This is a genomic window from Pseudomonas sp. CFBP 13711 (assembly GCF_014842265.1).
GTDB lineage: Bacteria > Pseudomonadota > Gammaproteobacteria > Pseudomonadales > Pseudomonadaceae > Aquipseudomonas.
In genome coordinates, this window is record NZ_JACYVI010000001.1 from 978,085 (window position 1) to 1,005,077 (window position 26,993).

22 protein-coding genes and 1 pseudogene are annotated in these 26,993 nt (G+C 62.1%); 6 read left to right on the forward strand and 17 right to left on the reverse strand.

Features of this window, described 5'->3' with window-relative positions; all coding sequences use genetic code 11:
- Window position 1: 1 nt before the first annotated feature.
- The 5 genes and pseudogenes from IFT47_RS04465 to IFT47_RS04485 all read right to left on the reverse strand — a co-directional run bounded on the left by IFT47_RS04465 (window position 2) and on the right by IFT47_RS04485 (window position 5,618).
- Window positions 2–790 carry a fimbrial biogenesis chaperone gene (locus IFT47_RS04465; RefSeq protein WP_192170714.1) on the reverse strand — a complete coding sequence of 263 codons (789 nt, stop codon included), beginning with the start codon at window positions 788–790 and terminating at the stop codon, window positions 2–4.
- A complete protein-coding gene (locus IFT47_RS04470; RefSeq protein ID WP_192170713.1) occupies window positions 787–3,213 on the reverse strand; it encodes a fimbria/pilus outer membrane usher protein in 2,427 nt (808 codons plus the stop codon). Before IFT47_RS04470 ends, IFT47_RS04465 begins: the two co-directional genes overlap by 4 nt.
- A gap of 285 nt (window positions 3,214–3,498) precedes the next feature.
- A complete protein-coding gene (locus tag IFT47_RS04475; protein ID WP_192170712.1) occupies window positions 3,499–4,242 on the reverse strand; it encodes a fimbrial biogenesis chaperone in 744 nt (247 codons plus the stop codon).
- 73 nt (window positions 4,243–4,315) lie between these two features.
- A pseudogene (locus IFT47_RS04480) lies at window positions 4,316–4,947 on the reverse strand (fimbrial protein).
- A 341-nt stretch (window positions 4,948–5,288) separates the two neighbouring features.
- Entirely contained in the window at window positions 5,289–5,618 is a 330-nt protein-coding gene (locus IFT47_RS04485; RefSeq protein ID WP_192170711.1) for a hypothetical protein, read from the reverse strand.
- Between the two features lie 296 nt (window positions 5,619–5,914).
- On the opposite strand from IFT47_RS04485, the gene IFT47_RS04490 reads away from it, so the two are divergent.
- Genes IFT47_RS04490 through IFT47_RS04505 form a run of 4 tightly spaced genes read left to right on the forward strand, consistent with a single transcriptional unit; the run spans window position 5,915 to window position 12,295 of the window.
- Entirely contained in the window at window positions 5,915–7,075 is a 1,161-nt protein-coding gene (locus tag IFT47_RS04490) for an efflux RND transporter periplasmic adaptor subunit (protein WP_192170710.1), read from the forward strand.
- Window positions 7,072–10,239 (forward strand): multidrug efflux RND transporter permease subunit, encoded by a 3,168-nt coding sequence (locus IFT47_RS04495; RefSeq protein ID WP_192170709.1) that lies wholly within the window; start codon window positions 7,072–7,074, stop codon window positions 10,237–10,239. The genes IFT47_RS04490 and IFT47_RS04495 overlap by 4 nt, the downstream gene beginning before the upstream one ends.
- Window positions 10,240–10,263: 24 nt before the next feature.
- On the forward strand, window positions 10,264–10,941 hold the full coding sequence (locus IFT47_RS04500; protein ID WP_122534987.1) for a heavy metal response regulator transcription factor: 678 nt from the start codon (window positions 10,264–10,266) through the stop codon (window positions 10,939–10,941).
- Complete coding sequence (locus IFT47_RS04505) at window positions 10,931–12,295, forward strand: heavy metal sensor histidine kinase (RefSeq protein ID WP_192170708.1); 1,365 nt, start codon at window positions 10,931–10,933, stop codon at window positions 12,293–12,295. The genes IFT47_RS04500 and IFT47_RS04505 overlap by 11 nt, the downstream gene beginning before the upstream one ends.
- Before the next feature lie 180 nt (window positions 12,296–12,475).
- On the opposite strand, the gene IFT47_RS04510 is transcribed toward IFT47_RS04505, so the two are convergent.
- Window positions 12,476–12,649: a hypothetical protein gene (locus IFT47_RS04510; RefSeq protein WP_192170707.1), complete on the reverse strand. Its 174-nt coding sequence runs from the start codon at window positions 12,647–12,649 to the stop codon at window positions 12,476–12,478.
- 73 nt (window positions 12,650–12,722) lie between these two features.
- Complete coding sequence (locus IFT47_RS04515; RefSeq protein ID WP_074886446.1) at window positions 12,723–13,064, reverse strand: zinc ribbon domain-containing protein YjdM; 342 nt, start codon at window positions 13,062–13,064, stop codon at window positions 12,723–12,725.
- Window positions 13,065–13,217: 153 nt separating this feature from the next.
- Here IFT47_RS04515 and IFT47_RS04520 point away from each other — a divergent pair, with 153 nt between their 5' ends.
- Window positions 13,218–13,640: a DUF1810 domain-containing protein gene (locus IFT47_RS04520; RefSeq protein WP_192170706.1), complete on the forward strand. Its 423-nt coding sequence runs from the start codon at window positions 13,218–13,220 to the stop codon at window positions 13,638–13,640.
- Between the two features lie 25 nt (window positions 13,641–13,665).
- Here IFT47_RS04520 and IFT47_RS04525 read toward each other — a convergent pair whose 3' ends face one another.
- The 5 genes from IFT47_RS04525 to pmbA all read right to left on the reverse strand — a co-directional run bounded on the left by IFT47_RS04525 (window position 13,666) and on the right by pmbA (window position 17,613).
- Entirely contained in the window at window positions 13,666–14,553 is an 888-nt protein-coding gene (locus IFT47_RS04525) for a ZIP family metal transporter (protein ID WP_192170705.1), read from the reverse strand.
- Window positions 14,554–14,582: 29 nt separating this feature from the next.
- Entirely contained in the window at window positions 14,583–15,194 is a 612-nt protein-coding gene (locus IFT47_RS04530) for a superoxide dismutase (protein WP_192170704.1), read from the reverse strand.
- A 1-nt stretch (window position 15,195) separates the two neighbouring features.
- Window positions 15,196–15,657: a hypothetical protein gene (locus IFT47_RS04535; RefSeq protein WP_133776242.1), complete on the reverse strand. Its 462-nt coding sequence runs from the start codon at window positions 15,655–15,657 to the stop codon at window positions 15,196–15,198.
- Between the two features lie 11 nt (window positions 15,658–15,668).
- Window positions 15,669–16,100, reverse strand: a complete 432-nt coding sequence (locus tag IFT47_RS04540) for a FagA protein (protein ID WP_244655824.1) — start codon at window positions 16,098–16,100, stop codon at window positions 15,669–15,671.
- 166 nt (window positions 16,101–16,266) lie between these two features.
- Window positions 16,267–17,613 carry a metalloprotease PmbA gene (pmbA, locus tag IFT47_RS04545; protein WP_192170703.1) on the reverse strand — a complete coding sequence of 449 codons (1,347 nt, stop codon included), beginning with the start codon at window positions 17,611–17,613 and terminating at the stop codon, window positions 16,267–16,269.
- Between the two features lie 93 nt (window positions 17,614–17,706).
- On the opposite strand from pmbA, the gene yjgA reads away from it, so the two are divergent.
- Window positions 17,707–18,228, forward strand: a complete 522-nt coding sequence (yjgA, locus tag IFT47_RS04550) for a ribosome biogenesis factor YjgA (protein WP_133776245.1) — start codon at window positions 17,707–17,709, stop codon at window positions 18,226–18,228.
- A gap of 48 nt (window positions 18,229–18,276) precedes the next feature.
- Here the strand turns inward: yjgA and tldD are convergent, their stop codons facing one another.
- The 5 genes from tldD to IFT47_RS04575 form a co-directional block, all read right to left on the reverse strand.
- Entirely contained in the window at window positions 18,277–19,719 is a 1,443-nt protein-coding gene (tldD, locus tag IFT47_RS04555) for a metalloprotease TldD (RefSeq protein ID WP_192170702.1), read from the reverse strand.
- Window positions 19,720–19,721: 2 nt separating this feature from the next.
- The gene (locus tag IFT47_RS04560; RefSeq protein WP_192170701.1) at window positions 19,722–20,573 is read right to left on the reverse strand and encodes a carbon-nitrogen hydrolase family protein; all 852 of its coding nucleotides are present in this window, start codon (window positions 20,571–20,573) and stop codon (window positions 19,722–19,724) included.
- A gap of 277 nt (window positions 20,574–20,850) precedes the next feature.
- Window positions 20,851–24,666 carry a YhdP family protein gene (locus IFT47_RS04565; protein ID WP_192170700.1) on the reverse strand — a complete coding sequence of 1,272 codons (3,816 nt, stop codon included), beginning with the start codon at window positions 24,664–24,666 and terminating at the stop codon, window positions 20,851–20,853.
- Window positions 24,667–24,856: 190 nt separating this feature from the next.
- On the reverse strand, window positions 24,857–26,314 hold the full coding sequence (gene rng / locus IFT47_RS04570; protein WP_037012596.1) for a ribonuclease G: 1,458 nt from the start codon (window positions 26,312–26,314) through the stop codon (window positions 24,857–24,859).
- Window positions 26,311–26,922: a Maf family protein gene (locus IFT47_RS04575; protein ID WP_192170699.1), complete on the reverse strand. Its 612-nt coding sequence runs from the start codon at window positions 26,920–26,922 to the stop codon at window positions 26,311–26,313. The genes rng and IFT47_RS04575 overlap by 4 nt, the downstream gene beginning before the upstream one ends.
- Window positions 26,923–26,993: the final 71 nt, after the last annotated feature.

Consider the following 26,993-nt stretch of genomic DNA (forward strand, 5'->3'; position numbering starts at 1 on the left):
GTCAGCATTTCCCTATGAGTGAGTGTGAATCCGACGTGCGCAGCGGCACTGCGAACGGCTGCCCACCCTGAAACGGCGCGCAGTAATCGCGCTGTCCGCCGTAATCGGTCATGGCCTTGAAGCTCAGGGTTTCAGCCACTGATCCCTTCAAACCAATGACAGGCAGCGTCAGTGAGGCGTCCGAAAAAGGTGGCAGCAACCGGTGGTCTGCGACTTCGATGCCATTGATGCGCAGGTCCTGCAGCGAAACGTGATACGGCGTCGGGTTGCGCACGGAAAGCGTGGCATCGGTTGATGGAGCGCGTTGCCAGATCAGCGTTTGCGCCGCATCGGCCGGGTCGCCGGCCAGCGCTGCTGGCCGATAGAAGACGTTAATGCGTTGGCGGATGGCAATGCTCAACTGCTGAACCGCCGGGCTGCGCCGAGGAATTTCCAGCACGTACAGGTGCAGAATCGACTCCCGGTCCTGGGGCAGGCCGATGCCTTCATAGAGCAGGCGCAAGGTCTGCTTGCCCTTGGCTGGCAGGCGCGCCAGGGGCGGGGTCAACGCAAACGGCAGATCGGCTGCGCGCGCATTGCCGGGTTGATCACGGCCCGGTGGATCATCTGCGCGCGGTGCATCGAGCCAGACTTGAATCAGGGCCTCGGAATCACCGCGGTTGCTGACCTCGATCGTCGCCTCGTTGTAACGGCCGTCGAAGATCAACCGGGTGCCTGACAGTGAGACGGCGCCTTGGGCCATGCCGCTGATGACGGCCAGAAAAAGCCCTGACAGACAGGCGCGCTTCATTGGCACTGCACCTTCAGGCGATCGTAGCTGCGATGGGCTTCTTTCGGCGGCAGCGCGAAGGATGCACGGCATTGTTGATCGGTCCATTTGACGATGAGCTCGCCGCTGTCCCGCTCGCTCAGCACCAGCGCTCGCCCGCTGGGGTCGACAGTCGCCAGCGGCTTGCCCTGCTCGTCTTCCACCGCTGCACCCATGGGCAAACGGCTGCCATCGGCTCGCACCAGTTCGAATTGCACACGCCGACCGATTGCCGTACGAAAGCTGACCAAGGGCGCCGCGCCGCGTCGGGGCACGACTTGATCCACGGCATTCTCCAGTTCGACATCGGCGCCCAACTGGCGGGTGTCGAGGTTGACCCAATTGGTTCGATACGGCTGGGTGTAAGGCAAGATGGCGTAACCGTTATCGGCCGTTTCGACGTTGCTGAAATTGCTCAGCCGCGCGCCGCTGACCCCTTTTACCTGCACCAGCGCGAAGGTCTCGCCCAGGGGCTGACCGAAATTCACCCCGCCCGCGTGGGCGACCACCGAACCCGACGCGCCCATGCTCAGCGCCTGATAATCCCTGCCCTGCCCGTAGCCCGCATCGAAACGCCCGTAGGCCGTGGTGGTGCTGAGTTTGCCGAAGCCCGATGAGCCCGACGCACTGTCGTGGCCGGCCTGCAGCGAGTAGAAGCTGTTGCGGTCGTCGAACAGTTGACCGTTCAAGCCAGACTGCAGGCTGGAGGCGCCGGAGCTGTCACGCACGGCATTGGCAAACAGCCGCGACGAGCCGGAATCGCTTCCCAGCGGCAGGCTCAATGTCAGCGCAATGCGGTTGTCGGACTGGCTTTCTCCGCTGCGCGCGAAGGTCTGGTTACGCTCGACCGACACGTTGTAGCTAAGACTGCGCCACGCCGAGTTCCACGACAGATACAGCTGGCGCGTCTTACTGCCACGGTCCCAGTAGCGCTGCTCCGACCCGGTAAAGCTAAGCGACGCAGACTGCTCCGGCAGCGCCTGGGTCAGGCTGATTTCGATGCGATCTTTGGCGCGCCCGCTGGCCGATCCGTCACGCGCTTGCAACGCCTCGACATGGTCGTCGAACGTCAGGTACTGATCCGTTGAATAGCGATAACCAGCCACGGCGAGGGTGGTGTTGGTCAGGTCCAGCGTATTGGCGTAGCGCAGGCGCAGGCTTTGCCCACTGTAGCGTTGCTCGCGCTGGCGGCTGAGGGACTGGGTCAGGTCCAGCGACACCGCACCGAGCCCGGTGTTGACCCCCGCGCCGATGTTGCCGGCCTGGTAATCCTCGGCGATTTGCACGCCGCCCGCTGCCGTCAACCGTTCGGTCAGGCCATACACCAGCGTGCTGCTGGCGAACGAGGGTGAAAAAGCGTCTTCCGTGTTGCTGTCGTATTGGCCGGCGGCGAGGCTGTAGCGCAACGCGCCTTTCGGCACCATGATCGGCAGTGACGCGTAGGCCTGGACGAACACGCGCTTGCTGCCATCGGCTTCGACCACCGTCACTTCCAGATCGCCGTTCGACCCGCTGGGGTAGATGTCGGTGATTTCGAACGGGCCCGGCGAGACGTTGCCGCTGTACAGCATGAAACCGTTCTGCCGCACTTCCACCAATGCGTTGGTGTCGGCAATACCACGAATGACCGGCGCGAAAATCCGCTCGCTGTCAGGCAGCATACCCTCATCGGACATCACCATCGCGCCGAGGAACCGAACGCTGTCGAACACCTGCGAATCGGTAAAAGTCTCGCCCAGGGTCAGCTGGCTTTTCAGCGAGGTGATGTCACGCTGGATGAACGTCCGGTTGCTGCGAAAGCGGTAGGGCTGGTCATTGCCGTAGGTCAGCGAAGACTCGTTGCGCAGTCGCCAGGCACCGAGGTTCACGCCGTTGCGAACACTCAGGTAATACTGATACTGATCCTGATCTTGAGCCTGGCCGCTGCGGGAGCGACGCGCGCCGCTGAAGTTGTAATTCACGAAACCGACCGTCTCGCCCTCGTCCCATAACTCCGGCGGCACGTAACCGCGAGCGCTGCGCGACATCATCGCCTGAGGGATGCTGATGTTCAGGCGCAGGCTCGCCGGCTGATAATCGACGCGGGCAAATTCGACCCGCGCCGGGAGATCGAAACAGGCTGTTGGCAAAGCCTCACCGGCCTGCACGGCGTCGGTGTTCATGCCGAACTGGCGGAGCATGTCCAGGGTGAGGCAAGCCTCGACGGTGCCTTTCGCGGCATTGGAGACGAAGTTGATGTCACGCCGCCCGCTCGACACACGGTTGACGTAGACATCCACCCGATAGCTTCCGGGGACCACGCTGTTGCCTTGCAAAAACGTCGCGAGATCGGCGGGCTGATCGGTGCCCTGAATGAACGAGGTATTGAATTTCACATGGGTCGCGGCGCTGTTTTGATCAGTCATTGCAGTCGCAGGCGAGGCCAGTGCCAGCCCTGCCGATGCAAGGATAATCCTCGCCACCGGGGTGATCCGAAACGGCTCATGCGCCGGATGCCTGCGGTCGAGGTGTGAAGAGCATGCTGCCATCCGTGCATATCCCTTTTGGTGATCTCGGGGTTCCATTGGCGGGTTTCACTCGTGTTCTCGATTCCGAGGGCGCTGGCAAACCACGTTTGGCAGGCGGAAGACGCTGGAGCCGCATGACGGCGACCGAAGAAAACCTGGGCGAAAGCCTTCCCGACTGAGTAGCTACTCGGCGCCGGTGATGACGTTGGCGACATTGATGGCTTGAGTCGTCTGGCCACCGGAGACCCTCGCGCTGTACGGCTCCTGCGCGCCGAAATCGTTGATGCTGATGAACCGCAGGTCCACCGCGTGACCGCTGGCCAGTCTGGTGAGCGGCAATTGGACGGTCTGCCTTGGCGCAAGCATCCTGCTGTCCGCCTTGAACAGCGTCTTGCCCTGCTGCCGCGCGTCGATCTGGATCATCGACACGTGATAAGGCGTCGGATTACTGACTTCCAGCTGGCCGTCATGTACGCGCCACTGCAGGCTTTTTGCCGCATCGAGGGGATCGCCATTCAGCCCGGCGGGCCGGTAGAAGAGCTTGATGCGCTGGCGAATCGCGATCTGCAGCTGGTTGTCCTTCGCCGATTGCGGGATCTCCTGGACGTTGAGCCAGAACACCGACTCGCGGTCGTTGGGCAAACCTTCGCCGGCGTAGATCACCCGAATCATTTGCCGGGCACTGCCTGCCATTCGCGCCAGCGGCGGGGTGACGACGAAGGGCAGATTCTCGGTGTCGCTCTGCGCTTCAAGCCATGACTGGGCGAGGATGTCAGCCGTGCCGCTGTTGTTCACAACGAAACTGACCTCCTTGTCCGTGGCCTGGTAGATGACACGCGTGGTGTTGAGCACGATGCCCGCCTGCGCCGGGGCAGCCAGAAGCAACCCCAGCCAGAGGGCGGAGCCGCGAAGGAATTCAGGAAACATGGTGAGACCGTCTTGGGCTGTGAGGTGGATAAGCCAGGAAGGCGAGCGAGCCATTGCCCGCTCGCCTGCTACATCACTCGTAATCCATCACGAACGGCAGGAAGCCGTCGGCATTACCCGGGTTGGTTGTCGCGCCGTTGAGGACATAAACGGCGCCGAAGTTGATCTCGGCGGTCGCGCCATCGGCGCCGTCCTTGACCAGCGGCGTGTCGATGGTTTCGTTGCCGCTCAGGTCCATCAACTGGTTGGACGCATTGAGCAGGCCGATGCCCACGCCGTCCGCCGCGCCGGTAGCCCGCAGCAGTTTCTGGTCGAGGTTATCCAGACCGCTGCCCTGACGGGCGACGAAGCGCATGTTCACGGTGTTGTATTGAGCGGCGCCGCCGGTGCAATTGACCAGCAGCTGGATGGGCGATGCAGTTTCAAGTTTGTTGTCGGCGAAGAGACCGATGTCGGAAAACGAGACGTTGCCCAGGTCGACATTGATCTCGCCGGGGTTGTTGCCAGGGGTGGCGCCAGTCCCGGCGCCGATGTCACACGTGATGTTGGTCAGGGTGCCGGTGAAAACAAGTTTTCGATGTCACACGTGATGTTGGTCAGGGTGCCGGTGAAAACAAGTTTGCCGTTGTTCGCAGCATTCGCGGTCCCGGAAATGCCAAGCCCCATTGCGGCCACGATAGCCAGGGTAAGAGAAAGCTTTTTCATATAACGACGTTCCTTGTGTCGATTCGTGTGTGCCCAAAAGGACGAGAGGAACTATAAGCAGCGCTTCCAGGATCGGCTGTCAGGCGTTCTACATCCTGTGGATTGAAAGGACAGTGGCGCGCGTCGGAACTTTCGGTAGGAGATGACGCTATTGTTTCAGAGGCCTCACCGGGCGGGGGTTTGCGGAGTAACCCTCGCGAAGAACCTTCACCAACCTTCGCGCCTGGCACCTAACCGCCGACCTGAAAAACGCGCCCATGTAAAAGTCTCACCCACGAAAAACCCCGGCTCAATGGAACCGGGGTCGTCAGTGGGGATCGGGAATCGAGGGGAGGCAGTGCCTACTGGTAGGTCAGCGTGACAATTCCCGCGCGGGGGCTCTGCGGGTCGGAAACCAGTTCGGTGTAACGTGCCTGCACGGGCACAACGCCTTTGCCGCAGGCGTCGTTGTGGCGACTCAGGCCCACGGTGACGTCAGGGTCGGCCTGCAAGGTCGTCGGAAGTAATGCCGCCGACGGAGCGCTCAAGACCTGGGCGTCGCACGCGGCATTCACCACGCTGCCATGAAACATCAGGCCACCTTGGGCGGCCCACGCGGTGGACCCCGCTATGGCGTCAGCGCCGAGAACTGCGACCGAGAACAACAACGAAACAGCCATGAGGCTTTTCATGACACACACTCCGGAGTAGAGCCGCTTACCGACGTAAGTCAGAGCCCTGTGAACAAGCATTCAGAACTCACGAAGTTTATGTAAGAATTTTCCCCGTCACAGTAGAACTCGTTCATCGAAACTCGTGGCTTCTATTTGGGTATCGCCCTGCGGCCTTGTTTCTTTACCCACGTTCATCGTCTGCCCTTATTCACCTGACAATATTGACAGGCAGCAGTCATTTTGCTGACCGGGTCAAAGGGTTATAAAGGACGCTCCCGGTTACGCCCCTCATTCACTGGTTGGCCTGTCCCTGTATGCAGAAGAAGAACAAAATCGTGATGCTCGCGACCCTGTTGGTCGTGCTCGTAGTGACAGGCGTCTGGGCATTGACTCGCCCCGCAGCGAAAAAAGTCAGCGCCCCCGTTGCCGTACCGGTGCGCGTGATCACCGTGACTCAGGAAGACGTGCCGCGTTATGTCACCGGGATCGGCTCGGTGCTGTCGCTGCAAAGCGTGGTGATTCGCCCTCAGGTGGACGGCATTCTGACCAAAGTGCTGGTAAAGGAAGGGCAGCTGGTGAAGGCGGGGGATCTGCTGGCAACCATCGATGATCGTTCGATCCGCGCTGCCCTCGATCAGGCCAAAGCGCTGTTGACCCAGAGCCAGGCGCAGCTGAACGTGGCCAATGTCGACCTCAAGCGCTACAAGCTGCTGACCGTCGACAACAGCATCTCGAAACAGCAGTACGATCAGCAGCAAGCGTTGGTCGATCAACTCAAGGCCACGGCGCTGGGCAATCAGGCGTCGATCAACGCCTCGCAGGTACAGCTTTCCTACACGCAAATACGTTCGCCTGTGACAGGCCGGGTCGGCATCCGCAACGTTGACGAAGGCAACTTCCTGCGCGTCAGCGATGCGACCGGGCTGTTCTCGGTCACGCAGATCGACCCGGTGGCGGTCGAGTTTTCCCTGCCGCAGCAGATGCTGCCAACGCTGCATGATCTGATCGCCTCCAGCACGCCCGCGCCGGTCAACGCTTACCTCGGCGAAGGCGCAACCGGCACGCTCCTGGGTCAGGGCAAGTTGCTGCTGATCGACAATCAGGTGGCGGCCAGCACGGGCACCATTCGCGCCAAAGCGATATTCGACAACGCCACAGAGAAGCTGTGGCCCGGGCAACTGGTGACCGTGCGCATTCAGACCGCCATCGACCGCAGTGCCCTGAAGGTCTCGCCGCAAGTGGTGCAGCGCGGCATCGACCAGCATTACGTGTATCGGATCAAAGGCGACACGGCTGAAGTGGTGCCGGTCAACGTGCTGTATCAGGACAGCGACCTGATGCTCATCAGCGGGGTGGAGGCCAATGACGTGCTGGTCAGCGATGGTCAGTCACGTTTGAAAAACGGCGCGCGGATCGAGGTGGTCAAGGGTGATCCTGTAGACACCCTCGCCGACTCCACCGGGGCGGCAAAATGAACAGCCGCGGTTCTATCTCCGCATGGTGCGTCAACCACCCGATCGCCACCGTTTTGCTGACCTTCGCGCTGGTGCTGCTGGGCTGCATCGCCTTCCCTCGCCTGCCGGTGGCGCCGCTGCCGGAAGCCGAATTCCCAACGATTCAGGTCGCCGCCCAGTTGCCCGGCGCCAGCCCGGAAACCATGGCGTCGTCGGTGGCGACGCCCCTTGAAGTGCAGTTCAGCGCCATTCCCGGCATGACCCAGATGACGTCGAGCAGCGCGCTGGGCTCCACCAACCTGACGCTGCAGTTCACCCTCAACAAAAGCATCGACACCGCCGCGCAGGAAGTGCAGGCAGCCATCAACACGGCAGCCGGGCGCTTGCCCGCGGATTTGCCAACGCTGCCGACCTGGCGCAAGGTCAACCCGGCGGACAGCCCGGTGCTGATCCTCAGCGTCAGCTCGAACCTGATGCCCGGCACCGAGCTCAGCGACGTCACCGAATCCCTGCTGGCGCGTCAGTTGAGCCAGATCGACGGCGTCGGACAGGTCAACATCACCGGTCAGCAACGTCCGGCGATTCGTGTCCAGGCGGCGCCCGAGAAACTCGCGTCGATCGGGCTTACCCTCGCCGATCTGCGGGAATCCCTGCAGCAGACCAGCCTCAACCTGGCCAAGGGCGCGCTGTACGGCAAAGACAGCATCTCCACCCTCGCCTCCAACGACCAGCTGTTTCAGGCGAAGGACTACGAGCAACTGATCGTTTCCTACAAAGACGGCGCGCCGGTTCATTTGCGCGACGTGGCGCGGGTCGTCAACGGCTCGGAAAACGCCTACGTGCGCGCCTGGTCCGGGGATCAGCAGGGTGTGAACATCGTGGTGTTTCGCCAGCCCGGCGCGAACATCGTCGAGACAGTCGATCGCGTACTCGGCCAGTTGCCCAAGTTGCAGGAAATGCTCCCGGCGTCGGTGGACGTCTCGGTGCTCAGCGACCGCACCAAAACCATCCGTGCGTCGCTGCATGAAGTGGAAATGACGCTGCTGATCGCCATCGCCCTGGTCATCGCGGTCATGGCGCTGTTCCTCCGACAGCTCTCGGCGACACTGATCGTGACCGCCGTGCTGGGCGTGTCCCTCGTCGCCAGTTTCGCGCTGATGTACGTGCTCGGCTTCAGCCTGAACAACCTGACATTGGTGGCGATCGTGGTTGCCGTGGGGTTTGTCGTCGACGATGCAATTGTCGTGGTCGAGAACATCCATCGGCACCTGGAAGCCGGCGACAGCATGCGCGATGCGGCAATCAAGGGTTCCAGTGAAATCGGCTTCACCGTGGTGTCGATCAGCTTCTCGCTGATTGCCGCGTTCATTCCGCTGCTGTTCATGGGCGGCGTGGTCGGCAGGCTGTTCAAGGAGTTCGCACTGACCGCGACGTCGACCATCCTGATTTCGGTGGTGGTGTCGCTGACGCTGGCGCCGACCCTCGCGGCGCTGTTCATGCGCGCACCGAAACACGATCCCCACGCCAAGCCCGGCTTTGGTGAGCGACTGCTCGCGCGGTATGCCCGCGGCGTGCGCTTCGCCCTCGCCCACCAGCGATTGATGATGGGGATTTTTGGCCTGACCCTGGTGCTGGCGGTGGCCGGCTACGTGCTGATCCCCAAAGGTTTCTTCCCGGTGCAGGACACCGGCATGGTGCTGGGCACGAGCGAAGCGGCGGCGGATATTTCATTCCCGGACATGATCGAGAAACATAAACAGCTGGCGAAAATCATCGCCGCCGACCCGGCGGTTAAGGCGTTTTCCCATTCGGTGGGCGTCAGCGGCAGTAACCAGACGATTGCCAACGGCCGGGTGTGGATTGCTCTCAAAGACCGCGAAGACCGCGATGTGACAGCCAGCCAGTTCATTGACCGGATCCGGCCGAAACTGGCGCAGATCCCCGGCATCGTCCTGTACCTGCGGGCCGGGCAGGACATCAACCTGAGTTCAGGGCCGAGCCGCGCGCAGTATCAGTACGTGCTCAAGAGTAACGACGGCGCGCTGCTGAATGTCTGGACGCAGAAGCTGACCGATAAGCTGAAAACTCTGCCGGCTTTCCGCGACCTCTCCAACGACTTGCAACTGGGCGGCAGCGTCACCCATCTGGACATCGACCGCAGCGCCGCCGCGCGCTTCGGCCTGACCACGGCGGACGTCGATCAGGCGCTGTACGACGCCTTTGGTCAGCGGCAGATCAACGAATACCAGACCGACATCAACCAGTACAAAGTCATTCTGGAGCTGGAGCCGCAACAGCGCGGCAAGGCCGAAAGCCTGAACTACTTCTACCTGCGTTCGCCGCTGACCAATGAAATGGTGCCGCTGTCAGCGCTGGCCAAGGTCGGTGCGCCGAAGATGGGCCCGTTGTCGATCAGCCATGACGGCATGTTCCCGGCCGCCAACCTGTCGTTCAACCTGTCGGCGGGCGTGGCGCTGGGGGATGCCGTGGTGCTGCTCGATCAGGCGAAGAACGAAATCGGCATGCCGGCCTCGATCATCGGCAACTTCCAGGGCGCGGCCCAGGCGTTCCAGAGTTCGCTGGCCAACCAGCCGTGGCTGATTCTTGCCGCGCTGGTGGCGGTGTACATCATCCTTGGCGTGCTTTATGAAAGCTTCGTCCATCCGCTGACCATCATTTCCACCCTGCCCTCCGCCGGTATCGGTGCGCTGTTGCTGCTGTGGCTGATGGGTCAGGACTTTTCGATCATGGGCCTGATCGGGATCGTGCTGCTGATCGGCATCGTCAAGAAGAACGGCATCCTGCTGGTGGACTTCGCGCTGGACGCTCAACGCAATCGCGGAATGTCCCCGCGTGACGCCATTTATGAAGCGTGTCTGACGCGCTTCCGGCCCATCATCATGACCACGCTGGCCGCATTGCTCGGCGCGCTGCCTTTGATGCTCGGTTATGGTGTCGGCGCTGAACTGCGTCAGCCGTTGGGCATTGCCGTTGTCGGGGGATTGCTGGTGAGCCAGGCGCTGACGCTGTTCACCACGCCGGTGATCTACCTGCAGCATGAGCGACTTTTCCATCGCCAGCGTCCGACGCCGGACCCGACAGCGCCAGGCTCGACAGCGTCCAGGCCAGCCGCAGTCCAACTGGGTGCGGAAAAGCAGGCCGTTGAAACAAGCACCTATAAGTAAGCATCAACAAGTGAGCGTGGACCGATGCGTGTCCTGATTATCGAAGACGAAGAGAAAACCGCCGATTACCTGCACCGGGGCCTGACCGAGCAGGGTTACACCACCGACGTCGCGCGCGAAGGCATCGAAGGCCTGCACATGGCGCTGGAGAGTGAATACGCGGTGATCATTCTCGACGTCATGCTGCCGGGTCTGGACGGTTATGGCGTGCTGCGTGCCCTGCGCGCGCGCAAACAGACGCCGGTGATCATGCTCACCGCCCGCGAGAACGTCGACGATCGCATACGCGGCCTGCGCGAAGGCGCTGACGATTACCTCGGCAAGCCGTTCTCGTTTCTGGAACTGGTGGCGCGTTTGCAAGCCCTGACCCGACGCAGCGGCGGTCACGAGCCGGTGCAGATCAGCGTCGCCGATTTGTGGATCGACCTGATCAGCCGCAAGGCCACGCGGGCCGGCGTGCGTCTGGACCTCACTGCCAAGGAGTTTTCGCTGCTCAGCGTACTGGCCCGGCGTCAGGGGGAAATCCTGTCGAAGACGTCGATTGCCGAGATGGTCTGGGACGTGAATTTCGACAGCGATGCCAACGTCGTCGAAGTCGCGATCAAACGCCTGCGCGCCAAGCTCGACGGGCCGTTCGAGCAGAAACTGCTGCACACCATCCGCGGCATGGGTTACGTGCTGGAGAGCCGTCGTGTCGACTAACTCCATCGCCCTGCGCCTGAGCGGCATGTTCGCCCTCGTGGCGCTGCTGGTGTTTCTGTTGATCGGCTGGGCGCTTTACCTGCAAGTGGACAAGGGCCTGGGTCTGCTGCCGGAAGCCGAGGTCGACGCTCGATACAGCGTGCTCGAATCGGCCGTCCAGCGTTACGGCACGCCTGAACACTGGGCGAAGATCAACGCCAAGCTCAGGCTGCTCAGCGAGGAAGACAAACGCCTGCGCTTTTGGGTGGTCAGCGACAACCCGACCTATGAATTCGGCAACCCGGACGCCGAGATCCGCGCTTTCGCCAAGGGCCCCTTGGGCATGCGCGACTTGAACCTGAGCGGCCATGATTACCCGTTCAAAGTGCTGGTCAGTCAGTTCCCGGCGAAAGATCAACGCCCGCCGCTGCGTTTTCTCACAGCGGTCGACACCGAAACCTTCTGGCAGACCCAACACTCGCTGCTCATCGCGCTGATCAGTCTGGCAGCCGTCGGCATTCTCCTCGCCTCAGCACTGGGTTACTGGGTGGCGCGCATCGGCCTGAAACCACTGACGGAACTGTCGCTGGAGGCGCGCAAACTGACGCCGCCTCGATTGAGCGGGCGCCTGAAGTTGGCGCATCTGCCGCCGGAGCTGGATCAGTTCGTGACCTCGTTCAACTCCACGCTGGACCGGGTTGAGCAGGCCTATTCGCGGCTGGAGTCGTTCAACGCCGACGTCGCCCATGAACTGCGCTCGCCACTGACCAATCTCATTGGGCAGACCCAGGTGGCGTTGACCCGAGGGCGGTCGGCCGAGCATTACTTCGAGGTGCTGCAATCCAACCTTGAGGAGCTTGAGCGGCTGCGCTCGATCATCAATGACATGCTGTTTCTGGCCAGCGCCGACCAGGGCAGCAAGGCCACGCAACTGACCCAGGCCTCGCTCGCCCAGGAAGTGGCGAAGACCCTGGATTACCTGGATTTCATTCTGGAAGACGCCCAGGTGCAGGTTGACGTGCGAGGCGATGCCAGCGCGCCCATCGAAACCGCGCACTTGCGCCGGGCGCTGATCAACCTGCTGCACAATGCGGTGCAGCACACCTCGCCAGGGCAGTTGATTCATGTGGATATTCGCGATGAGGGCGATCACGTCAGCATCGGCGTGACCAACCCCGGCGCGCCGATCGCCGAGGAACATCTGCCGAAACTGTTCGAGCGCTTTTACCGGGTGGATGCCTCGCGCAGCAACAGCGGCGCCAACCACGGGCTGGGCCTGGCGATCGTCAAAGCCATCGCCCTGATGCACGGCGGCACCGTGTTCGTGCGCAGCGAGCATGGGGTGAATACGTTCGGGATTAATTTGCCGAGCTAATGCGGGCGGCGGGATTACCCTGATCGTTCCCGCGCTCCGCGTGGTAACGCCGCGCGGGTGCTCCGCGTCCGCATTTGCGTTTAAAGGACGCGGAGCGTCATGAGCGGCATTCCTACGCGGAGCGTGAGGAACGATCACAGGCGAGCGGCGGCGAGGTCGCCTGGATCTCTTAGCTACCGATTAAGCCCTGCGTTTTTTCACTTCGCGCCGCAAGCGCGTGTTGTCCACCGCAAGCGACACAATCATTAAAGTGCTTAGTAGTTCAAAACCGTTCAGACCGACGTAGTGCCAAAACACCCACGCAGCAAAGGCGACAATCACAGCGACTGCAAGCAGCAGGATTGAGTCTTTCACACTACATGCCCCAAGAATCCATAGTTGGCTTGATCGTTCCCACGCGGAGCGTGAGGAACGATCCTCGTGGAGATCAACCCTTCTTCACAAACTCCGACTTCAGCTTCATCGCGCCGATGCCGTCGATTTTGCAGTCGATGTCATGATCGCCGTCCACCAGACGAATGTTTTTGACCTTGGTGCCGACCTTGACCACCAGCGACGAGCCTTTGACCTTCAGGTCCTTGATGACCGTGACGGTGTCGCCGTCCTGCAGGGTGTTGCCCACGGCGTCCTTGATGACTTTGGTGTCGTCGCCCGCTTCGGCGCTGGCGCCGTCAGCCGACCATTCGTGGGCGCATTCCGGGCACACGAACTGGCTGCCATCTTCGTAGGTGTACTCGGAACTGCATTTTGGGCACGGCGGTAAGCTCACGGCGGATCTCGCATCAGAAGGAATAGGCGCAGGATTATAAGGGTTTTTATCCACCTGAGGAGCGGGCGCCTGAAAACGCTGGAAACATCGCCCGCTGCGGTAGTCTGAATCCCAAGCACGGCGAGAGGCCGTGGTCAGGGCGAGGAGTCAGCCATGAACGATCCATTTGACCTGCAGCGATTTGTCGAGGCGCAAGCGTCGACCCACGAACGCGCATTGGCGGAGCTTAAATCCGGGCGCAAACAGTCGCACTGGATGTGGTTCGTCTTCCCGCAACTGGCGGGTCTGGGCCACAGCGACATGGCCCGGCGGTACGGCATCAGTGGGCGTGAGGAGGCGATTGCCTACTTGCAGCATCCGGTATTGGGCGAACGGTTGGCGCGCTGTTGCGAGGCATTGCTTGAGTGGAAAGCTCGCAGCGCCACGCAAATCATGGGCTCGCCGGACGACATGAAGCTGCGCTCGAGCATGACCCTGTTTGCAGCGTTCGCGCCTGAAACGCGGGTTTTTCAGGAAGTGCTTGAGGCGTTTTTCGACGGCAAGCCGGATGCCGTAACGCTGTCGAAGCTGGGCTGAGGCAGGCTTTCACCTGCACTCACCCTCAGGCCAACGCCGTGTCCATCACCATCATCAGGCAGAACCCGACCAGCAATCCGAAGCTGGCAATTTTGTCGTGACCGTTGCGGCGGGATTCGGGGATGACTTCGTGGGTCACCACCAGCAGCATCGCCCCGGCCGCCAGCGCCAGGCCCACCGGCAACAGCAACGCGGCCACTTCCACCAGCCAGGCGCAGAGCACGGCGAACACCGGTTCGACCAACCCGGACGCCGCGCCGATCAGAAACGCCTTGAGCCGGGACATGCCGGCAGACGCCAGCACCAGCGCGATGACCAGCCCTTCCGGCACGTCCTGAATGGCGATACCCATCGCCAGGCTGTCGGCGTGGGCCAGACCACCACCCGCCGACACGCCCACCGCCATGCCTTCGGGAATGTTGTGGGCAATGATGGCAATCACAAACAGCCAGATGTTCGAGGGAATCGCCGGTTTCCCGGCCACCTCCGACAACTGCGGTCCTCTGGAGACCAGCGTGTCGACCAGAAACAGGCCCGCGGCGCCGAGCAATATCCCGAAGCTGATCAACGCACCGGCGCCCCACGGGGTAAAACCCAGATCGTGGGCCGCGCCCAAGCCCGGCACAATCAATGAAAACGCCGTCGCTGCCAGCATGATGCCGGCACCGAAACCCAGCAGGCCGTCGGACACCGCCACCGGCATGCCGCGGATCACCAGCACCGGCACGGCACCCAGCGCGGTGCCCAATGCGCAGATGGCGCCACCTTCCAGCGCTCGCAACATTCTGGGCTCAAGTGCAACCCATGAAAGTCCCTGCGCCACCAGCAGGCCGGTGCCAACGAGGACCAGAATCGAGCCCAATGCCAGCCGCAATAACCGCACGCTGCCGAGAGCCAGTATGTCCGAACGCATAAATCGCCTTATCCGAGGTCTGGGAAATTTCAGCCGAGCGCCGCTGCGTAGCGCTTGGCAACCTCATCCCAGTTGACGACGTTGTAGAACGCGGCGATGTATTCCGGACGACGGTTCTGGTAGCGCAGGTAATAGGCATGCTCCCAGACGTCCAGCCCGAGGATCGGCGTGTTGCCATTCATGAGCGGGCTGTCCTGATTGCCACTGCTTTCCACCACGAGTTTTTTGTCCGGGGTAACGCTCAGCCAGGCCCAGCCGCTGCCGAAGCGGGTCAGCGCTGCCTTGGTGAAGGCGTCCTTGAACGCGTCGAATCCGCCTACTTGCTCGTCGATCGCCGTCGCCAGCGCACCGCTTGGCAGGCCGCCCCCTTGGGGGCTCATCACTTCCCAAAACAACGAATGGTTGGCATGACCGCCGCCTTGATTGATCACCGCCGGGCGCAGTTTTTCCGGAAGCTCGGCGACGCTGGCGACCAGCTTCTCGATCGGCCACTCGGCGTATTCAGTGCCCTCAACGGCTGCGTTGAGGTTGTTGATGTAGGTTTGGTGGTGCTTGCTGTAGTGGATTTCCATGGTCTGCGCGTCGATGTGCGGCTCGAGCGCATCGTAGGCGTAGGGCAAGGCTGGCAAGGTGAACGGCATGTCAGTGGACTCCAAACGAGAGGGTGCCAGCGCGGGCAACGTGGTGCTGAAGCGCCGAGCGGGAATGTTCGCCGTTGCTGTTGAGCAGGCGACGGGTGCGTGGGTACTCGCCGTATTGGCCGACGAAACCCAAGAGTTCGCTGTAGGTTTTATTGCTGTGCCGCAGCGCCGCCTGTCGCAGGGCAGGCGTCATTTGCGGGTCCTGAATCACATTCAACAGGCGCTGATGGACGGCGCAGAGGTATTCGGCGCTCTCCTCCGGCTGACCCAGGCTCAGGTGCAGATCCGCCAGGTTGTGGTGCGAAATCACGAACGCCGCCACGGCCTCATCGGCGACGCTCCAGCGGTCGAACAGCACTTGCGCCAGCGCGAGGGCTTGCAGGTACAGCTCGCGCGCATCGATCAGGTCGCCTCGGTTGAAGCAACTGTTACCGCTCAGGATGGTACGTTTCCATTGCTCCATGGCGCAGGTCCTCACGAGTGGCGCCGGCGATCAGAAGCCGTCGGCAGGGCGTTTTGCGGATTCGATGGCGCGGGTTCCGTCAGCGGAATCGACGGCAGCAGTGCGCAGGTCGCCAGGCGCTGGGCGAAGGCCTGAACGCGTTCCAACTGAGCAGCGGAGAAAGCAAGCGCCTGCATGTCCCGCAGCGGACGCCACGCCTGGTCCAGGCACAGACAACGCCAATGCCAGGGCAGCGCGGTGTCGCTGGCGGTGTCGATCAGCAGGCGAAAGGTGCTTTCACAGATGAGGGATTTGGGCGTGGCGGTAAAGCGCGCCAGGTAACGGCCTTCCGCAAGGTAGTGTTCGATGAGCCGCGGCTCGTCCGGATCCAGCGCGCAGCGAATCCGCAGACTCAACGCGCGCCAGTTTTCCAGGTACGGCGACTCGTGCAGAACAGTGCCCATGACCGAGGCCCACTTAACGAATGAGATTCATTATTAAATGAGTTTAAGAATCAAAACAACCCCGGCGGCGGATTGAGTTCACGCACGGAGCTTGAAATCGCCCATAAAAAGGCCCGCACCGAAATCGATGCAGGCCTTTTGGGTGAAGCGGCCGAAGAGGGCGAAATCAGCTGCCCGCGACCATCATTTTCTCGATCAGCACAGAGCCGGTGCGGATGTTGCTGCGCAACTCCAGATCAGTGCCCACGGCGACGATCTGCTTGAACATGTCGCGCATGTTGCCGGCGATGGTCACTTCCTGAACCGGGAACTGAATCTCGCCGTTCTCGACCCAAAAACCTGCCGCGCCGCGAGAATAATCGCCGGTGACCATGTTCAGGCCGCTGCCCATTAGCTCGGTGACCAACAGCCCGCGTCCCATTCGGCGGATCAGCGCCGCTTGGTCCTCAGTGCCGTGGCTGACGAACAGGTTATGCACGCCACCTGCGTTCGCGGTGCTCGGCAGGCCCAGTTTGCGGCCCGAATAGGTGCTGAGGATGTAGGAGACCAGATCACCGTTTTCGACGAACGGCTTGGCGTAAGTCGCCAGGCCATCGCCGTCGAACGCGGAGCTGCCCATGGCGCCGACCAGATGCGGACGCTCGTCGATGGTCATCCACTCGGGGAACAGACGTTGACCGATCGCGCCTTCTAGGAAGGACGACTTGCGGTACAGGTTGCCGCCGGAAATCGCGCCCATAAAACTGCCGAACAAACCGCCCGCCAATTCTGCCGAGAACAGCACCGGCACTTCGCAAGTCGGCACCGGCCGTGCGCCCAGTCGGCTCGCGGCGCGCTCGGCGGCTTTCTGGCCGATGAGTCTGGCGTCCATCAACAGCTCGCCACGGCGATTCACGTCATACCAGTAGTCGCGCTGCATCTGCCCTTCGCCCTCGGCGATCATCACGCAGCTCAGGCTGTGGCGGGTCGACGCGTAGCCGCCGATGAAACCGTGACTGTTGCCGTAGACGCGGCAGCCCTGATGCACGTTCAGCGTGGTGCCGTCGGCGTTCTTGATCCGGCTGTCGGCGTCGAAGGCCGCGGCTTCACAGATCAGCGCGCGCTCGATGGCTTGTTCGGGGGTGATGTCCCACGGGTGATAGAGGTCAAAATCCGGCTGGTCTTTCGCCATCAGCGCAGCGTCGGCGAGCCCCGAGGCTTCGTCTTCCGACGTGTGTTTGGCGATGGCCAGCGCGGCGGCAACGGTTTCACGAATGGCGTCGGGGCCGCTCGCGGAGGTGCTGGCCGAACCCTTGCGGTGGCCCACGTACAAGGTGATGCCAAAACCCTGATCGCGGTTGAATTCGACCGTCTCGACTTCGCGCTGACGAACCGTGGTGGACAGGCCCTGCTCCAGCGACACGGCGACTTCACACGCAGTCGCGCCCTGACGCTTGGCTTCAGCGACGATCTGCTCGACCTGCTGCTGCAATGTTGGCAAAGCCTGCGGGCCGACGCTTTCTGATGCACTCATGACGTTCTCCATCAAATTCTGATTTCAGCAGCCGGGCCGGACAACCGGGCCCTGACTGGTTATCATGGCGGCGTTTATTTGCGGACGGCCCCCATGGTTGATTCTTACGACGACTCCTTCGACGGAGAGAAAAGCAAAACCCAGGTCAAACGAGAGCTTCACGCTCTGGTGGAGCTAGGCGAACGCTTGACGACATTCAAGCCCGATGTGCTGGCCAAGCTGCCTCTGACCGACCCTTTGCGTCGGGCATTGGCCGATGCTTCCAAGCACACCGCGCACATTGCGCGCAAACGCCACATTCAATTCATCGGCAAGCTGATGCGCGATCAGGATCTGGATGAAATCCTGGTGCTGCTCGATCAGCTCGACGCTTCTACGCGCCAGTACAACGAGCGCTTCCACAATCTGGAACGCTGGCGTGATCGCCTGGTGACCGGTACCGACGACGTGCTTGAGCAGTTCGTCAGTGAATACCCGGACGCCGACCGCCAGCAACTGCGCTCGCTGATCCGCCAGGCTCAGCATGAAGCCGCGCAGAACAAGGCCCCTACCGCGACCCGCAAAATCTTCAAATACATCCGCGAGCTAGACGAAAGCAAACGCGGACTGCGCTAGAACTGCTGCGCCGTTTGAATCACTCAACCGGCGCAAGCCCCTCGATTATCAAGCCCCGCCTGTGCCGCCAACGGTGATCGCATCGATCTTCAGCGTGGGCTGACCGACGCCGACTGGAACCGATTGACCGTCCTTGCCGCAGGTGCCCACGCCACTGTCCAGGGACAGATCGTTGCCGACCATCGACACGCGGCTCATGCATTCCGGGCCGTTACCAATCAGCGTCGCGCCTTTGACCGGTGCGGTGATTTTGCCGTCTTCGATCAGATAGGCCTCGCTGGTGGAGAACACGAACTTGCCGCTGGTGATATCGACCTGCCCGCCACCGAGGTTGGCACAGTAGATCCCGCGCTTGACCGAGGCGATGATTTCCGCCGGATCGCTCTGGCCGCCGAGCATGTAGGTATTGGTCATGCGCGGCATCGGCAGGTGCGCGTAGGACTCGCGACGACCATTGCCCGTGCGCGCGACGCCCATCAGCCGTGCGTTGAGCTTGTCTTGCATGTAGCCCTTGAGCACGCCGTTCTCGATCAGCGTGGTGCACTCGGTCGGGGTGCCTTCGTCATCGACGGTGAGAGAACCGCGGCGATCGGCCAACGTGCCGTCATCGACAATGGTGCAGAGTTTCGAAGCGACCATCTCGCCCATGCGACCGCTGTAGGCCGAGCTGCCCTTGCGGTTGAAGTCGCCCTCAAGGCCGTGGCCGACCGCTTCGTGCAGCAACACGCCGGACCAGCCGGAACCCAACACCACCGGCAAGATGCCCGCCGGCGCCGGGATGGCTTCGAGATTGACCAGCGCCTGACGCAGCGCTTCACGGGCATAGCCCATGGCGCGGTCGTCGCTGAGGAAATAACGGTAATCGGTGCGACCGCCGCCGCCATGGCCGCCGCGCTCACGACGGCCGTTCTGCTCGACGATCACACTGACGTTGAAACGCACCAGCGGACGGACGTCGGCGGCAAGACCGCCGTCAGTGGAGGCGACAAGAATGCGTTCCCAGACACCGGCCATGCTCACGGTGACTTGCTGAATGCGCGGGTCAAGCGCACGGGTAGCGGCGTCGACACGCTTGAGCAATTCGACTTTCTCGGCGCGGGTCATGACTTCCAGCGGGTTGTCCGGCGCGTACAGCTGGGCGACGTCCTGGGTGGTGAACGCCTGAACACGACCGTTCTGGCCAGCTCGGGAAATCGAGCGCGCGGCCCGGGCCGCCTGGGTCAAAGCTTCAGGGGTGATGGCGTTGCTGTAGGCGAAGCCGGTTTTCTCACCCGATTGCGCGCGGACGCCGACGCCTTGGTCCAGGTTGAAACTGCCTTCCTTGACGATGCCGTCTTCCAGCGCCCAGGACTCGGAAATCTGCCCCTGAAAATACAGGTCGGCCGCATCAATGCCGGGGCCGGCCAGCTCGCCGAGCACCGATTGCAGGCTGTCGATGCTCAGGCCGCCTGGTGCCAGAAGGTGTTCGCTGACAGAGGACAAGTGGCTCATATTCACTCCGGGGTATTGGCAGGTCGCACGGCGGCCTGCGAAAAAAATCGCCGGTGATTCGATACCGGCATGCGCGCCCGTATGGACGCTTGTTCTACGCTGTCTCGTTCGGCCAGCAGCACGGCTTCACCCTGTGCCTGCTCGGCCAGCACGCGGCCCCATGGATCTATGATCGCCGCGTGCCCAAATGTTTCTCTCGGCCCCGGATGAATGCCGCCTTGCGCCGCCGCCAGTACGTAGCACTGGGTTTCGATGGCCCGGGCGCGCAGCAGAATCTCCCAGTGCGCCGCGCCGGTCACGGCGGTAAAGGCCGACGGCGCAGTGATCAATTCAGCCCCCGCCTCCCGCAGCGCGGTGTACAGCTCCGGGAAACGCAGGTCGTAACACACCGAAAGCCCCAGCCTGCCGATTGGTGTGTCAGCCACTACGACATTGTTGCCGTGGGCGTAATCGTCGGACTCCCGGTAACGCCCTCGGGCATCGGCAACATCGACGTCGAACAGGTGCAGTTTGTCGTAACGCGCGACTTGCTGGCCTTGGTCGTCGATCAGCAGCGAGCATGCGGTGACTTTGCCATCAGGCTGACCTTCAGGGGGCAGCGGCAATGTCCCGGCCACTATCCATAAGGTGAGGTCGCGAGCGGTAAGTTTCAACCATGGCAGGATCGGTCCTTCGCCAAGGGCCTCGGCGCGGCCGATGGCAGCCACATCACGACGGCCCATCGCGGCGAAGTTTTCCGGGAGCACAGCCAGTTTTGCGCCCGACGCAGCAGCCTGCTCCAGCAACCGGCGCGCCTGGGCCAGATTGCCGAGCACGTCGCTCTGGCTGACCATCTGAATGACTGCGAAAGACATACACGCTCCCTGATCGATAGAACTGCACTCTACTCCAAGCGCTGAGGATTGGGCTTGCTCGACACGCTGATTTCAGCCTACTGGGACCGCATTCACCCAGTAGGACCGGCTTTAGCCGGGAAGGCGCCGGAAGCCACACCACAAAACTGTCGGTGTTCAAACCGGCCTCTTCCCGGCTGAAGCCGGTCCCACTGACACCGGAGTACTTAGTGGGACCGGCTTTAGCCGGGAAGGCGTCGGGTGTCACACCACAGATTCATTTTCCGGGCGTTATACCTCACTGCGGTTTCTCGAACGGCTTGTCGAAGGTGATCTTCGGTTCTTTCCATGGCCCTTCGACCTTGTACTGGACACTGGCGAAGCGCGATACGCGGTCGCCCAGCAGCTTGTCGACCAGAAACAACGCGCCGCCAATCGCCGGTGCGCCGACGATCAACGCAGCGATTGGCAGGTTGTTGGTCACCGGCAAGGTCACCAGCAGCTTGGCGTCGACGCGGTCGCGGACCATGTCCAGCGTGCCGTCGAGCTCAAGGTTGGTGGAAGGCCCGGTCATGGTGATCGGATCGCGGGTGACGTACACCCCATCGCTCGCCACCAGCAGCCCTTTGACCTTGTCGTAGCTCAGCCCCTTGCCCAGCAGGTCGGAGAAGTCCAGGCGCAGACGCCGGCCAATCGAATTGAAGTTGAGCAAACCGAACACACGCAACGCCTGCGCGCCACCCTCGACCTCAACGAACTGGCCATTCTTCAGCGTCGCATCCAGGCTGCCGGAATAACGCTTCAAACCCACCCACGCAGGCGAACCCGGCCAGCGTCCGTCAGCGTTCAGCTCGAACTCCTGACTGGTAACGGTGGGCGCGAAACCCCAGGCCTTGAGCACATTCGCGAGATTCTTGCCACTCACCTGGCCCTTGAACCAACTGCTGGTCGTCCCCGGCGTGCCTTCCCAACCGCCATTGCCCAGCAGCGCAATACCTTTGAGGCCCAAATTCATGTCAGACATCTGGAGGCCGTTCGGCGTCGGACGGACCTTGAGCGACCACGCGCCCATCAACTGATCACCCTGAAACAGCTGGGTGATCTTGATGTTCAGTGCGGGGATCTTGCGTGGGTCGACATCCGCCAGAGGATCCGGCGCGTTTTCCACAACTGCCGCATTCGGGTCCGGCGCGGGCAAGCGCACGTAGAGCAGGCTGATGTCGATCGGCGAGGATTTGCTGTCCGGCAACGTGGCAGTGCCTTTCACCTTCGAGCTGTCCAGCGATAGCGCCCATGCAGTATCACTGCGCTTGAGCTGAACGCCCGCCTGCTCAAGGGTCGTGCCCATCGCGGTCAACTTGCCGATCTGCAAGTCGACGCTGTTGAGCAACTGCTTGGCGCTGCCGCCCGGGTCGGTGCCAGCGTAACGCTCAGCCATGGCTTGCCAGGGCGCGATGTCCAGCTCCGACAACGAGCCGCGAACACGCAGCCCCTTGCTGTCCGGCACGATCGCACCGCCTTCACCGAGGAACAGCTCGCCACGTCCGTCGCCGAATTTCCCCGGCGGCGATGCGAACGCCAGGTTGGCGATATTGCCGTAGCCGACGTCGATACGCCGCTCCGGGCCTTGCAGGTTCATGCGGAAATCGGTGTCGCGCGTCTCATCAACGGTTTTGCCGAAAGGAGCCGGCAGATCCACCGCCAGCGCTTTCAGGTCCGAGTTGATCTGCAGCTGGCTGGCGTTGCCGCTCAACGTCAGCTGCAGCTGATAGGGCAGATCCCCCGAAATCGGCAGCGGCTGCGTCACGCCCAGCCAATCGGTCAGGCGTTTGCTGGCGATCTGACTGCTGGCGGTGATGCGCGTCACCGGCGCCCCCGGTTTGCCTTCGGCGAAAATCTCGGCGTTCACCGGCTTGTCGAACGCAACGGCCTTGATGTTCTTGCCGCTCAGGCCTTTGGTGTAATCAAAACGGAAGTCACCGCGCAGTTGCGTCAGCTCCAGCACCGGATCGGCGAGCTTGAGCCGCGCGCTGTCGGTGCTGAAATCCATCACGACCTTGGGGTCCTGTCCCTTGACCAGCGGAATATCCAGATTGAGGTGCCCCTGCAACGGCCCTTCCGCCTGCCAGCCGGCGAAGGTCTGGGCGGTGCCGATTGGCGCTTCCTGAAGAATCTTCATGCCGTCCTGAAGGCTGCCTTTCAGGTCACTGTCCACCAACAGATGGCTGGACTGCCCCGCCGGGACATGAGGAATGTCCACCGCGACATTGCTGACCTGGGTGTTCAGCAACTGACCTTTGTTGGCCCGAATGCGCACGCCGCTGTTTTCGACGAACACATCACCGTCGACGTTGGTGAGCTGCGGCCAGCCCGGTTGAAAGGCCAGGCTCGCGTTGCGCACCTTGAAGAACAGGCGGATGACCCGCGCCACGTCAGGCGCGTCTTTGTTGATCGAGCCCTGATACTGGAAGAAACCCTGATCGACATTGCCGCCCAGAATCGCAGTGCGCAGCCATTGATCGAGGGCCGGGCTGAGCACGGCAGGCAAATACTTGGACGTGTAGCGACCGTCGCCGTCGACCAGCCCGACGCGCAGATCCATGTAGTCTTCCTGGCTGTGATCGAAGTGCAGGCGAATGAGGAAATCGCTGGCGATGTTGCCCTCCTCCCCCGCGACCTTGATGTACGGCGCAATCAGCGTGAAGCCCTGATCGTCCAGCGACCAGGTCAGCTTTGCATTGGCGTGACGGTACTTCCATTCGTTACGGAAGATCGGGTCCAGGTGCAGCATGAAATCGTCGGTGTCCAGGCGCAGTTCGCCCTGGCCCAGATCTCCGCTGATGGCCCCGCTGACGTTCCCCGCAGCCGGCGCGCCGTGGTAGGCGTCGAAACCGACCTTGTCCAGGTTGGCGGCGAAGCTCACTCGTTTCGGCGCCTCGGCCTGAGGGCGGTAATCAACCAGCACGTTGCGCAGCCCGCCGGTGACTTTCAGGCGGTCCACCGCCACCATGACTTGGTCGGGCAACGGCGCCAGTGAGTCGAGCAACGGCGTGATGGGCGTCAGATCAAGCCGGTCAGCCTGGACGTGCCACAGTTCTTCGGCGTCAGCCGTGGCGGCGGTCTGTTGCAAGTGAATGCGGCTTTCCCAACTCTTGCTGTTCAGGTCCATCGCCAGCGAGTCGAGGGTGGCGCTGAAGCCTTTTTCGTCGCGCTTAAACCAGGCGTTGAGGGCCAGGTTGTCGATGCTCGCGGGTTTGCGGTCGGCGTAGGCGCCTTTGAACTGCGGCGCATTCAGCCGCACCGCGGCACTTTGCAGATTGCCCTTGCCCCAGTTCAGCCACACCTCACCGCCGGCCTTGAGATTCTGGATCTTCCAGTCGCGGGTGAGGCTCTTCGGCAGCCACTTCGACCAGTCGCTTTGCGGGAGGCTCAAGTACGCTTCGGCCGCACCGTCGCGCCACTCATGGGCGCGCACGGTAGAACGAACGTTCAGCGACAGCGGCTGGCCGTCAGGCAGGTTCAAGCGGGCGTCGAGGCGCTGGTGCACGCTGCCGGTCTTCAGCGTCAGGCTTACATAGGTCAGCGTCAGGGGCGACTGGTTATAGGCCTGCAAAGTGATCTGGCTGTCGAACAACGACAGGTGCGAGACCATCTGCATCTGAGTGAGGATTTTCTCGGGATCGGTGACCTGATCAGGCTGTACGGGCAGGCCTTGCAGTGCCCAGTGGCCGTTCTGGTCTTCTTTCAGGCCGAACTGCAGCCCGTCCAGCTCAAGCCGTTCGAGGCGCACTTCACGGGTCCGCAGGCTGGCGAGCAGGTCAGGCATGGCCCGCACGTGATCCAGCCGAACGGCGCTGCCGCCCTCGCCGATCATTACGTCACGGGCGACGAAGATAGGGGCGAAGCCGCTCCAGCTGCCTTCCAGCCGACCGATGCTCACCGGCATGCCCAGCGCGGTCTGCGCTTTGGCTTCCACGTCGGCACGGTATTCGGCCACCATCGGGACCAACTGACGCCCGACGCTCACGTACAGCGCGACCAGCACCACGAAAAGGGCACACAGACTCAGGCCCCAACGGGTTAGCACAGCCAGAAACCGGGTCAGACGCTCCATGTCGCTGCGCCTCCGCAAAAACGGCCTGCATATGGCATCCGGCCCAATCGTGCAGGTGCGGGTACGTCCAGGTTGTGCTCAATCGCCACGCGTTGTTCTCTTTGGACGGCATCCGTTCCGTCTGCCTCAAGGGCACTGTTTTCTGTCTTCAACTGCACCGCCACTCGGCAGCACGGCGCATCACGCACTCTCAGAGCAGCACGACGTCATATTGTTCCTGGGAGTACATGGTCTCGACCTGAAAACGAATGGTTCTGCCGATGAACACTTCCAGTTCGGCCACGTTGCCGGATTCTTCGTCAAGCAGCCGGTCGACCACCTTCTGATTGGCCAGCACGCGATAACCCACCGCCTGATAAGCGCGGGCTTCACGCAGGATCTCGCGGAATATCTCGTAGCAGATGGTTTCCGGGGTCTTCAGCTTGCCACGGCCCTGGCAACTGCTGCACGGCTCGCACAGCACTTGCTCCAGACTTTCCCGGGTGCGCTTGCGCGTCATCTGCACCAGACCCAGTTCGGTGATGCCGATGATGTTGGTTTTCGCGTGATCGCGCTCGAGCTGTTTTTCGAGGGTCCGCAGCACCTGGCGCTGGTGCTCGGCGTCTTCCATGTCGATGAAATCGATGATGATGATGCCGCCGATATTGCGCAGCCGCAGCTGTCGGGCAATGGCAGTCGCCGCTTCAAGATTGGTCTTGAAGATGGTCTCTTCGAGGTTGCGATGGCCGACGAACGCGCCGGTGTTGACGTCGATGGTGGTCATGGCTTCGGCAGGATCGATCACCAGATAACCCCCGGACTTGAGCGGCACCTTGCGGTCCAGCGCACGCTGAATCTCATCCTCGACGCCATACAGGTCGAAGATCGGCCGCTCGCCGGGGTAATGCTCAAGACGGTCGGCGATTTCCGGCATCAGCTCGGCAACGAACTGGGTGGTCTTCTGGAAGGTTTCGCGGGAATCGATGCGGATCTTCTCGGTGCGCGGGCTGACCAGGTCGCGCAAGGTGCGCAGCGCAAGACCGAGGTCTTCGTAGATCACGCTGGCCGGGCTGATGGTTTTGATCTGCTCGCCAATCTGGTCCCAGAGCCTGCGCAGGTAGCGGATGTCCATCATGATCTCGTCGGCGCCTGCACCCTCGGCCGCCGTACGCAGGATAAACCCGCCCTTCTCCTTGATCCCTTCCTTGGCGACGCAATCGCTGACCACTTGTTTCAGGCGCTCGCGCTCGGCTTCGTCTTCGATTTTCAGGGAAATGCCGACATGGGCCGTGCGTGGCATGTACACGAGGTAGCGCGACGGAATCGACAGTTGAGTCGTCAGCCGTGCGCCTTTGCTGCCGATCGGGTCTTTGGTGACCTGCACCACCAGACTCTGGCCGTCGTGGACCAGCGAGCTGATGGTCTCCACGGCCGGCCCTTCGCGCATGGAGATTTCCGAGGCGTGAATGAACGCCGCGCGGTCCAGACCGATGTCGATGAACGCCGCCTGCATCCCAGGCAGCACGCGCACGACCTTGCCCTTGTAGATATTGCCCACGATCCCGCGACGCTGGGTGCGTTCGACGTGCACCTCTTGCAACACCCCGTTCTCAACGACCGCCACGCGCGATTCCATGGGCGTGATGTTGATCAGAATCTCTTCACTCATGACTTGTCACCTTCCGGGCGTTGCCAACAGGGTATGCCGAAACGCTGGAGGATTTCTGCGGTTTCGCACAAGGGCAAACCGACCACGGCGGAATAACTGCCACTGAGGTTTTCCACAAACACCGCGCCCAGGCCTTGAATACCGTAGCCGCCGGCCTTGTCGCAGGGCTCGCCGCTGGCCCAGTAACTGCGGGCCTCGTCCTCCGGGATCGCCCGGAAACGGACACGGCTGGCGACGGTTCGGGTTTCGCAGCGCTCTTCATGGACCACGGCGATGGCGGTCAGGACTTCGTGTTCTCGGTTCGAGAGTGCGGCAAGCATCGCCAGCGCCTCGGCCTCGTCCGCCGGTTTGCCGAGGATGCGGCCGTCGAGGACCACGGCGGTGTCGGCGCCGAGGACGCAGGCGGTAGGGTACGCAGGATCGTTGGCGAGCTGCAGCAGGCCGGCGTCCGCCTTGCCACGGGCCAGCCGCAGGACGTACGCGGCAGGGGTTTCGTTGGCCAGAGGGGTTTCGTCGATGTCAGCGCTAAGGGTCGTGAACGGCACGCCGATCTGGGTCAGCAGCTCACGACGGCGCGGGGAGCCGGAGGCAAGAAGAAGTTGAGGCATGGGACGTCTCCGTGTCGTTGATCACAAGCGTAGCCTTGGTGCAGACCGCTGACGTGATGGTGGTCACACCG